Genomic DNA, 8,908 nt, shown 5'->3' on the forward strand with positions numbered 1-8,908 from the left:
GAGGCCCTGCAGGTGGCGCATGAGGCGGTCGCTGTCAGCCGGGTGCAGGCCGGCCGTCGGCTCGTCGAGGACGTAGAGCGTGTCTCCGCGCGAGGCGCGCTGCAGTTCGGAGGCTAGCTTGACGCGCTGCGCCTCACCACCGGACAGCTCGGTGGCGGGCTGCCCCAGCCGCAGGTAGCCGAGGCCGACGTCGCGCAGCACCGCGAGGCTGTGATGGATCGAGCCTTCACCGTCGAAGAACGCGTGCGCCTCGTCGACGCTCATCGCGAGCACGTCGGCGACGGAGCGTTCGTGCCACGTCACCTCGAGCGTGCTCGCCTCGTACCGCGTGCCGTGGCAGTCGGGGCACGGCGTGTAGATGCTCGGCAGGAACAGCAGCTCGACCATGACGCTGCCCTCCCCCTCGCACGTCGGGCAACGACCGCCGGGCACGTTGAACGAGAATCGACCCGCCGTGTAGCCGCGGCGCTTCGCCTCGTCGGTCGCCGCGTAGAGCTTGCGGACGTGGTCGAACAGGCCCGTGTAGGTGGCCACGTTCGAGCGCGGCGTGCGTCCGATCGGTTTCTGGTCGATGACGACGACGCGGCGCACGCCCGGGGGCGCCTCGGTGACGCGTCCGCGAATGTCATCGACGTCGTCGCCGAGCAGCAGATCGGTCTCGGGGTCACCCGTCAGCTCGGGTTCGGGAGCGCCGCCGCTGCCGAGGTGCTCGCGCAGCAGCGCAGGCACCGCCTGGCTGACGAGGCTCGACTTGCCCGAGCCGGAGATACCCGTGACAGCGCTCAGGCATCCGACGGGGAAGCTGACGTCGAGGCCCTGCAGGTTGTTGCGCGTCACGTCCGCGAACGCCAGCCAGCCTTGCGGCTCGCGGGGCGAGCGCCGCGAAGAGGCGCCGGGGGCGTCGTCGTCGCGGGGAAACAGGTAGCGGCGGGTCTCGGACTCGGCGACGTCAGCGAGCCCGGACGGCGTGCCGCTGTAGAGCACTCGGCCGCCCTGCTCCCCGGCTCCGGGGCCGATGTCGACGAGCCAGTCGGCTTCGTGGATGACGGTGAGCGAGTGCTCGACGACGAACACGCTGTTGCCGCGCTCCTTCAGCCCGTGCAGGATGCCGATGAGCGCGTCGAGGTCGCGCGGGTGCAGCCCGGCAGACGGCTCGTCCAGCACGTAGACGACACCGAACAGCTTCGACGACAGCTGCGTTGCGAGGCGCAGGCGCTGACGTTCGCCGCCGGAGAGCGTCGGCGTCGTGCGATCGAGCGAGAGGTAGCCCAGGCCGAGGTCGATCATCGGTTGCAGGCGCGTGACGAGGTCGGCTGCGAGACGTTGCGCTGCCGCGCGCTTCTCGACCGAAAGATTTGGCGTGCGCCGCACGTCGGGCGCGGCATCGTGCGATGCTCCGCCACCTGCCACGCGAGCCTGCGTCGACGCTTCCCGAGCTTCGGCGTCGTGCACGTGATCGTCCTGGTGCGCGGCCTCGGCCGGGCTCCAGTCGTCAGCGGTGACGGCGCGCGCGATCTCGGCGAGGCGCTCGAGCGGCAGGTGCGAGAAGGCGGCGATGTCGAGCCCCTCGAACGTCACGGACAGCGCTTCGGGCTTGATCTTGGCGCCGTGGCAGGTGCCGCACAGCTCGCTCGTCAGGTAGCGCGAGGCGCGCTTCTTCGTCGTGGCGCTCTTGGCGTTGGCGAAGGTGTCGAGCACGTAGCGTCGCGCTCCGATGAAGGTGCCCTGATAGCTCGGCTCCATGCCCTGCTTCTGCGCACGCCTCGTCTGCTTCGGCGTCAGGCCCGCGTACACGCCGACGCTGGGGCGCTCCTCGGTGAACAGGATCCAGTCGCGATCCTTCTTCGGCAGGTCCTTCCAGGGCGTGTCGACGTCGTAGCCGAGCGCGACGAGGATGTCGCGCTGGTTCTGCCCCGCCCACGCGACGGGCCAGGACGCGACGGCGCGCTCGCGGATCGTCAGCGACGGATCCGGCACCATGCTCTTCTCGGTGACCTCGTAGACACGGCCGATGCCGTGGCACGTCGGGCAGGCCCCTTGGACGGTGTTCGACGAGAAATCCTCGGCGTAGAGCATCGCCTGCCCCGGCGGATACCACCCGGCGCGCGAGTAGAGCATGCGCACAAGGCTCGACAATGTCGTCACCGTCGCGACATCGGAGCGCGCGCCGCCCCCACCGCGCTGTTGCTGCAGTGCGACGGCCGGCGGCAGGCCTTCGACGACGTCGACGTCCGGCACGCCCGCCTGATCGATGAGGCGCCGCGCGTACGGCGCGACGGATTCGAGGTAGCGCCGCTGCGACTCGGCGAACAACGTGCCGAACGCCAGCGACGACTTGCCCGAACCGGACACACCGGTGAACACGACGATCGAATCGCGCGGCAGGTCGAGCGCCACGTCCTTGAGGTTGTTCTGCCGCGCGCCGCGGACGACGACGCCGTCACGCCACGCGCTCGGCTCCGCCTGATCGAGTGTTGATGCCTGCTCCTCATTCACGCCTGCGACGTTACCCGCCGGCGGCGACAACCCCGGAGTTCCGCGGAATCTCGAGACGCCGACACCCGGTTGTCGGAGGTCGGTGCCAGACTGCGAGCTTGACCGACATCACACCCTGCATCTGGCTCGACGACACGGCGGAACCGGCCGCCGAGCTCTAGCTCTCCTTGTTCCCGAACTCGCGGCGCGTCGACACCGTCCGCCATCCCGACGACCCGAAAACCCTGGGCCCAACGCCTCTCGCGCCGGGCGGGTGATGCTCGAGCAGGTCGAGCTCGACGTCCATCCGTTCACCCTGCTCAACGGCGGCCCGGTCTTTCCACAGACGGAGGCCTCAGCTTCCAGGTTTCCTGCGCCGGACAGGACGAGGTTGATCACTACTGGAACGGCCTGGCGGCAAACGGTGGCTCCGAGAGCCCGTGCGGCTGGTGCAAGGATCCGTTCGGCGTCAGTTGGCAGATCATTCCGCGCCGTTTCACCGAGTTGATGCAGACGCCCGACCCCGACGTCGTCGCACGCGTCTCTCAGGCGATGTTCTCGATGACGAAAATGGTCGTCGCCGACCTCGAAACGGCGGCCGCCGGCTGAGCGGGGCAGGCACGACGAAGGCCCCCACCGCGGTGAGGGCCTTCGCTCGAGAGCTTTGGATCCCCCGACCGCCTGGTGCTCTGGGGTCATCAGGTTGCCGGGGGCTTCACCCATTGTTACCCAGGACTTAACCTCGCAACAGTCTTGGGGGCGAAATTTCTGCGAAATGTGAGCGGTGAGACACCGGCCAGGGCCGTGGGGAGGGGGAGGTGGCCCTAGCCGGTGTCGTGGGCGAGCGGTCGTCCATCCGCTCGCGATTCGCGCCGACGACGAGGAGATGGACGTCGATCGGTCACGAGGTTCCTGCGATCCGGCGTGGTGGCGCCCCGGTGCGCGCCGAACACCACGAACGTCGCGCGGCGTGTGGGGCGCTCATCTCGGCGTCACGATCTGCGTGACTCACCGGTGCAGGAGGTCTGTGGGGTCGGCGGGGTCGGGCCCCGTCAGGAGGCGACGATCTTGCCGTTGCGGATGACGTAGGCGGCGCGGCGGTCGAGTTCGAGACTCGTCGCGGCGTTCGTCGTCGACGTCACGGTGCTCGCGTGCCGGACGCCCGTCGCGACGCCCGCGGCGGAGGCGTCGGCGGCGCTCAGTGTGCCGATGCCCATGAAGGCGACGGCGGAGCTGACGGCGATGCCGCGTCCGAGCGACTTGAGGGAGCCGAAGATCGAGGTGGACTGTTGGCTGGTGTGCTTCGTGGTGTTCATGACGTTCACTCAACGCCCGGTGTCTATGGGCTTTCTGTGACGCTCTTGTGGCGTACCTACGGGCGTCGCAGACCGCCCGCGACTCAGCCATGGCCTACGACGCGCGCACGATTCGACCACGATCATCGGGCAGGAGATAGGCGTCCCCGCGACTCGGAGGGCGAATCAGGCAGAACGGAGAGCGCAGGCCCATGGCGGCAGAGCAGAGGCGCAGCGTCGCCGGGCGCACGCGGGCCAACCGCCCGGCCTCGTGAACCGTCCAACGCTCAGCCCTGCTCCGGGGAAGCAGTGCGATCGGCCCCGCCGCCTCAGCGCTCGACCCCACGAAGGCCTCCCGAGACAGCCGGCAGCTCTCTACCGTCATGAACCACGTAGGCTCGCCCTCGTGAAGAGCGAATTTGCCACCATCGCCGCCGGCGTCGTCATGCTCGTGTTCGGGCTCGCTCTCGTCGCGGCGCTGGGCAAGGGCATCGCCGGGGCGATTCGTCGTCGCAGCTGGCCCCTCGTCGACGGTCATGTGCGTCTCGGCACCGGCAAGGACGGGCGCGAGAACTCGCTCGCACGCATCCGCTACACCGCGCCCGACGGCAGCCGTCAGCTCCTCGAGACCCCGACGGGTGGCATGAGCACGAACGGCCGCGACGGCCAGACGCTGCCGCTGCTCGTCGACCCGCACGACCCGGCGCACGCCGTGCCGAAGGCGTCGGGCGGCACCCTCGCGACGATGGGGTGCTTCGCCGCGATCAGCCTCTTCTTCGCCGTGTTCGGCGCGTTCGCCATCATCACCGTCCTCACCTGATGACGGGCACGCAGGCGCCCCCTGCCACCTCGCCAACGGACGACCAGCTACGCGCGACGCGCCTGTTCCTGCTCGCCGCAGGCCTGTTCGTGTTCCTCACCGCCGAGATGTACCCCGTCGGCGCGATGCCCGACATGACGCGCGACCTCGGCGAGAGCGACGCCGCCGTCGGACGCCTCGTGACCTGGTACGCGGTCGGTGTCGGCGTCGCCGCCATCCCGCTCGTCATGCTGACGCGACGTATGCCGCGCCGCCGCGTCATCGTCGCGTGCCTGCTCGCCCTGTTCGTCTCGATGGCGATGGCGGCGCTCGCGCCGAACCTGCTCGTCGTGACGATCGCGCGCTTCATCGGCGCCGCCGCGCATGGCGCGATCTTCGCGGTCGTGCCCGTGGCCGCGGCGAGTCTCGCGCGCCGGGGCGCCGAGGCGAAATCAGTCGCGAGCGCCTTTCTCGGCGCGAGTGTCGGCGTCGTCGCGGGGCCGCCGTTCGTCGCCGCCGTCAGCGACCATCTGGGGTGGCGCGTCGCGAGCGGCATCATCGCGGCCATCGCGCTCGGCGTCGCGATCGCGAGCCAGCTGAAGCTGCCGCCCCTCGAACCGGAGGCGCCCGGCGAGTTCTCGCTGCGCCTGCCGCGCGCCATGGCGGGGCCGTTCTTCACGCTGTGCGCCGTCGTCGCGGTCGTCGTGACGGCGCACAACGCGGCGTGGGCGTTCATCGCGCCGATCCTGGCGGCGAAGGGCATCTCGGGCACCGCGTTCGCCGTCGAACTGTTCGTCTACGGCGTTGCCGGCGCGCTGACCACGGCGTACGCGAGCCGACACCTCGACGCGCATCCGACGCGCGTCACGATGCTCGCCCTCGGCTGCATGGTCGTCGCGCTGCTCGCGCTGACGTTCTCGCCTGCCGCCGCGGTCGCCGCCTTCGCCGCAGCTGCCTGGGGTGGTGCGTTCGGTGTGCTGCCGGTCGCGTTCCAGACGCGTGCGCTGTCGATGACGCCGGGTTTCACGGACGCGTCGACGCCGATCTACGTCGTCGCGTTCCAGGTCGGCATCAGCCTCGGCGCGCTCGTCGGCAGCGCGCTCATCACGCACGTCGACGCGACGACGCTGCCGCTGTTCGCCGCCATCGTGACGGCGCTCGCCGCATCAGCCCTCGCGCAACAACATCGCCCGGAATCGAGTCGTCCCTGACGCGTTTTCGGGCAAAGAGCTTTGCCATGCACGGCCGCGCAGGAGGTCAGGACCAATGGCCCCCTCGGGCGCCCACCGTTCGGAGGCCGAACCCCCTAGGCTTGAGGGTGGCAAGTTTCGCGCGACCGCGCGAAACGACGGGGCGCGCTGCGCCCACACTTCTGGAGATGCGATGCGAGACAACACCGGCCTCGGCCTCGGCTACCGATTCGCCTGGCGCCTCGAGTACATCGGCGTCTCGTGCTTCGGCCCGGCCCAGCACATGCCTGCGACCGACCCGAAGCGACGCCTGCGCCGCGAGCGCGCCGCCCGCGTCATCGCCGCGCACGAGGCGCGCGGCACCGAGGCGCCCGAGTGGGTGCGCCAGATCGTCGAGACCGGCGGGGACGCCCCCGTCAAGCAGCGTCGCGCCGACAAGGCACCGGCGGCCTGAGCTCACCCTGACGGGGTTGTCGGTGCCGGATGCAACACTGACGCCATGTTCTCCTTCGAGAGTCTCGAACTCCCTGTGATCGCCGCGCCGATGGCGGGCGGCCCGTCGACGAGTCAGCTCGTCATCGATTCCTCACGCGCCGGCGGGTGGGGCATGCTCGCCGGCGGCAACAAGAACGTCGACGCGTTGGCCGACGAGGTCCGTGACGTTCAGGACGCGGGCGTCGCTGCCGGCGTCAACCTCTTCATCGCGGGCCCGCAGAGCACGGATGCCGCGGCCCTCGCGTCGCTGCGCGCGAAGATGCAGCCCGTGGCCGAGCGTTTCGACGTCGAGCTCGGTGAGCCGACGTGGGACGACGACGACTACGCCGCGAAGGTGGGCTGGCTCGTCGCGCATCCCGTCGACGTCGTGACGTTCACGTTCGGGCTACCGTCCGACGCCGACGTCACCGCGTTGCATGCGGCGGGTTCCTCGCTGGGTGCCACCGTCACGTGCCTCGACGATGCGCGCACCGCCGTCGCGCGGGGCATGGATTTCCTCGTCGTCCAGGGCCCTGACGCGGGCGGTCATCGCAGCACGTTCGACCTGCATGCCGACCCCGCCGTGGCACCCCTGCCCGATCTGCTCGAACAGATCCGCGCGGCCGTCGACGTGCCGCTGCTCGCGGCCGGCGGCATCGCGACGCCCGACGACACCGTCGCGGCGCTCGGCATGGGCGCCGTTGCAGTGCAGGCGGGTACGGCGTTCCTGCGCTCGTCGTCGGCAGGTTCGTCGGCGACGCATCGTGCGGCGCTCGCCTCGGACGACTTCACCGATACGGGTCTGACGCGCGCCTTCTCGGGGCGGTTCGCGCGCGGTCTCGTCAACGAGTTCATGTCGATGTTCGACGGCGTCGAGAACGTCTCGCCGTCGGCCTACCCGGAGGTCAACCGGATGCTCGCGCCGCTGCGTCGCGCCGCCGCCGAGGCGGGCGACCCGCAGTGGACGCACCTGTGGGCCGGGGCCGGGTGGCGTCGCACGGCGTCCGCGATGCCGGGCCGCATGATCGACGGTGACGCCGGCCGCATCACACGCTGGCTCGCAGGCCGCGAGGGCTGACGCGCCGTCAGATCTCGCGGACGACGCGCGCGGGGTTGCCGACGGCGACGACGTTCGCGGGCAGGTCCTTCGTCACGATCGAGCCGGCACCGACGACGGTGTTCGCGCCGATCGTCACCTCGGCGACGTCGAGGCACACGAAGCCGAAGTTCGCGAACGTGCGCGCCCCGATCGTCGTGCGGTATCCGTAGTCGACCTGCAGCGGCGGGCGGTCTCACTGTCGTCCCCGAAGGCTCCGAACAGTTCGCGCAGCAGGGCGCGTCGCTCGTCGTGCGCCGTCGGGTCCATCGTGTTGATGCGATGCGTGAGGAGCTACGCGCGATCCGATTCGGCGGCGAGCTGCGGATCGTCGGCGAGGTACAGGTCGCCGGCCAGCATGCATTCGCGCATGGAGCGCTCGTCGGGGTGCGAGTTCGTGATGGCCTCGACGCTAGCTGCCAAGAACGCGTCGCGAAGAATCTCTCGTGCCAATGTCGGTTCGACACCTCGGCCGCCCGAATTTCGCCGCGCGCGCTCACGGACGTACGCCGCAGCCTCGTCGTCCCGATAGAGCCTCGATCATCCACACTGCGATTGCACTACGGCGTAGTACAGCTACTGCAGGCCACCGCGCCCACCCCCGGGCCAGCGGCCAAGGCCGTTCAAGGATCGTCGAGACGTCGAGACACGAAACGACCGCACCCGATCAGAGAAGGTGGCAACCTTTGGGTGCGGTCGTTCGGCGTGTGCGGTACGGATCAGCTCGTGGCGGCCACCCCCTCCCCCGTCAGGTCGCGGCGGCCGAGGCCGTCCGACGCCTTCGCCGTGGCGTAGAACGACGCTGCAAGAGTGGCGACGAGCAGCAGACCGGCGCTGAAGAGACGGCCGTCCATGACGGGCCCCTCGATCTCGTGGCCGGCAGCCTGCGCCCGCGCCGAACCGTTGAGGAACGGCACGATCGCGAGCACGCCGATGCCGAGGACGACCTCCGTCAGCACGACGCGCGGAAACGTCACGAGGACGTACGCGAACACGTTGCTGATGCGCCCCGCCCGCTGCGCGCGGGCGATCTTCGGCATGAGGACGAGCTGGTTGTACGCCCCGGCGGCGACGAGACCGACGACGAGGACGATCTTCGCGACCAGGAAGCGCCCGAACGGCGTCGTCACGAACTGCTCCCACGCCCCGACCTCGCGGTACGTCAGCCACACCCCGGAGACGAGCACCATGCCGACGGCAACGAGCGCGAGCACGCCGAACCGCGCCCAGATTCGTGCCCACACGTCACCGGCGCCGACGTCGAGGTGGCGTCGCGTGCGAGCCAGCAGCGCGAGCGCGATGAGCCCGCCGACCCAGAGCGAGCCCCCGATGATGTGCGCCTGGATGAGCATCTTGGCGACGACGTCGCCGAACTCGACGGCCTTCGTCGGGATCGACGGCACCAGCGAGGCGGCGACCGTCAGCCCTGCGGCGGTGACGGCGGCGGCGTGCGACCAGCGCGGCATCCGGCCGAACAGCATCGGTAGCAGGACGAGCGCCGCGAGCACGATGCAGACGTTGGCGACGGTCACGAGCGCACCGGTCGAGATCCACTCGCCGGCCTTGGCGGGCTTCGTCA

At 70.2% G+C, this 8,908-nt stretch carries 8 protein-coding genes and 2 pseudogenes; 5 read left to right on the forward strand and 5 right to left on the reverse strand.

Translation table 11 applies throughout. From position 1 onward, the window contains the following. Nucleotides 1–2,496 (reverse strand): excinuclease ABC subunit UvrA (locus tag B2284_RS08895; protein ID WP_286697394.1); only part of this gene is annotated, 2,496 nt, incomplete at its 3' end. Between the two features lie 204 nt (nucleotides 2,497–2,700). Here B2284_RS08895 and B2284_RS08900 point away from each other — a divergent pair. Next, nucleotides 2,701–2,901 (forward strand): annotated as a pseudogene (locus B2284_RS08900) (hypothetical protein); the annotation flags it as partial. A 626-nt stretch (nucleotides 2,902–3,527) separates the two neighbouring features. On the opposite strand, the gene B2284_RS08905 reads toward B2284_RS08900, so the two are convergent. Next, a complete protein-coding gene (locus tag B2284_RS08905; protein ID WP_136788648.1) occupies nucleotides 3,528–3,791 on the reverse strand; it encodes a hypothetical protein in 264 nt (87 codons plus the stop codon). Between the two features lie 385 nt (nucleotides 3,792–4,176). On the opposite strand from B2284_RS08905, the gene B2284_RS08910 reads away from it, so the two are divergent. The 4 genes from B2284_RS08910 (at nucleotide 4,177) to B2284_RS08925 (ending at nucleotide 7,311) form a co-directional block, all read left to right on the forward strand. Next, nucleotides 4,177–4,590 (forward strand): DUF3592 domain-containing protein, encoded by a 414-nt coding sequence (locus B2284_RS08910; RefSeq protein ID WP_062256775.1) that lies wholly within the window; start codon nucleotides 4,177–4,179, stop codon nucleotides 4,588–4,590. Beyond that, complete coding sequence (locus B2284_RS08915) at nucleotides 4,590–5,780, forward strand: MFS transporter (protein WP_074046076.1); 1,191 nt, start codon at nucleotides 4,590–4,592, stop codon at nucleotides 5,778–5,780. Before B2284_RS08910 ends, B2284_RS08915 begins: the two co-directional genes overlap by 1 nt. Nucleotides 5,781–5,952: 172 nt before the next feature. Then, nucleotides 5,953–6,213 (forward strand): hypothetical protein, encoded by a 261-nt coding sequence (locus tag B2284_RS08920; RefSeq protein ID WP_006945053.1) that lies wholly within the window; start codon nucleotides 5,953–5,955, stop codon nucleotides 6,211–6,213. Nucleotides 6,214–6,258: 45 nt separating this feature from the next. Beyond that, a complete protein-coding gene (locus B2284_RS08925; RefSeq protein WP_062256059.1) occupies nucleotides 6,259–7,311 on the forward strand; it encodes an NAD(P)H-dependent flavin oxidoreductase in 1,053 nt (350 codons plus the stop codon). A gap of 7 nt (nucleotides 7,312–7,318) precedes the next feature. Here the strand turns inward: B2284_RS08925 and B2284_RS14370 are convergent, their stop codons facing one another. From B2284_RS14370 to B2284_RS08935, 3 genes and pseudogenes are all read right to left on the reverse strand, one after another. Further along, nucleotides 7,319–7,450: a hypothetical protein gene (locus tag B2284_RS14370; protein ID WP_338122017.1), complete on the reverse strand. Its 132-nt coding sequence runs from the start codon at nucleotides 7,448–7,450 to the stop codon at nucleotides 7,319–7,321. After that, nucleotides 7,426–7,701 (reverse strand): annotated as a pseudogene (locus tag B2284_RS08930) (maltose acetyltransferase domain-containing protein). Before B2284_RS08930 ends, B2284_RS14370 begins: the two are co-directional and overlap by 25 nt. 347 nt (nucleotides 7,702–8,048) lie before the next feature. Next, nucleotides 8,049–8,908: copper resistance D family protein (locus B2284_RS08935; RefSeq protein ID WP_286697395.1), on the reverse strand; the 860-nt coding region annotated here is incomplete at its 5' end.

This window comes from Dermacoccus sp. UBA1591, from assembly GCF_002322065.1.
Classification (GTDB): Bacteria; Actinomycetota; Actinomycetes; order Actinomycetales; family Dermatophilaceae; genus Dermacoccus; species Dermacoccus nishinomiyaensis.

What these genes read in the sequence shown, in the direction of transcription:
- B2284_RS08915 (WP_074046076.1), top strand. Translation starts at nt 4,590, where the DNA reads ATGACGGGCACGCAGGCGCCCCCTGCCACCTCGCCAACGGACGACCAG.
- B2284_RS08905 (WP_136788648.1), bottom strand. Translation starts at nt 3,791, where the DNA reads ATGAACACCACGAAGCACACCAGCCAACAGTCCACCTCGATCTTCGGC.
- B2284_RS08925 (WP_062256059.1), top strand. Translation starts at nt 6,259, where the DNA reads ATGTTCTCCTTCGAGAGTCTCGAACTCCCTGTGATCGCCGCGCCGATG.
- B2284_RS08920 (WP_006945053.1), top strand. Translation starts at nt 5,953, where the DNA reads ATGCGAGACAACACCGGCCTCGGCCTCGGCTACCGATTCGCCTGGCGC.